The sequence below is a fragment of the Parahaliea mediterranea genome, from assembly GCF_003402235.1.
Taxonomy (GTDB): domain Bacteria; phylum Pseudomonadota; class Gammaproteobacteria; order Pseudomonadales; family Halieaceae; genus Parahaliea; species Parahaliea mediterranea.
Genome location: NZ_QEWO01000029.1, coordinates 1 through 598, shown reverse-complemented (window position 1 = coordinate 598; position 598 = coordinate 1). Strand labels below are relative to the sequence as shown.

At 64.2% G+C, this 598-nt stretch carries 1 protein-coding gene; it reads left to right on the top strand.

The genetic code is table 11. The annotated features are described in order from the left end of the window. Positions 1-319 (top strand): acyl-CoA dehydrogenase family protein (locus DDZ17_RS22205; RefSeq protein ID WP_277749346.1); only part of this gene is annotated, 319 nt, incomplete at its 5' end. Between the last annotated feature and the right edge of the window lie 279 nt (positions 320-598).

Here is a 598-nt window from a genome sequence, read left to right as displayed (position 1 = left end):
GCAGCTGGTGCAGTTGAAGCTGGCGGACATGCAGACCGAAATCAGCCTGGGCCTGCAGGGCTGCCTGCGTGCCGGGCAGTTGATGGACGCCGGGCAGATCGCCCCGGGGCTGATCTCGCTGATCAAGCGCAACTCCTGCGGCAAGGCCTTGCAGATTGCCCGCACCGCCCGGGACATGCTGGGCGGCAATGGCATCTCGGATGAATTCCCCATCATGCGCCACATGGTGAACCTGGAAGTGGTGAACACCTACGAGGGCACCCACGATGTGCACGCCCTGATCCTGGGCCGCACCCAGACCGATATACCGGCGTTCTAAACGCCAGGCTCCGCGCCACAGCCTCCTCAAGAGGCTTACGCGCAACCCTAAAGGCGTTCGGGCGCAACGCGAGTGCGCCCACCCCGCTGTATCGGTTGTGACCGTGGGTCAGCGCCTGTGTAACGCCCCACCTCGCGCCCATAAAAAACCCCGAGGCACGTTCGCACCTCGGGGTTGGGATTAAAGCCTGGCGAGTGCCCACCCCGCTGTATCGGTTGTGACCGTGGGTCAGCGCCTGTGTAACGCCCCACCTCGCGCCCATAAAAAACCCCGAGGCAC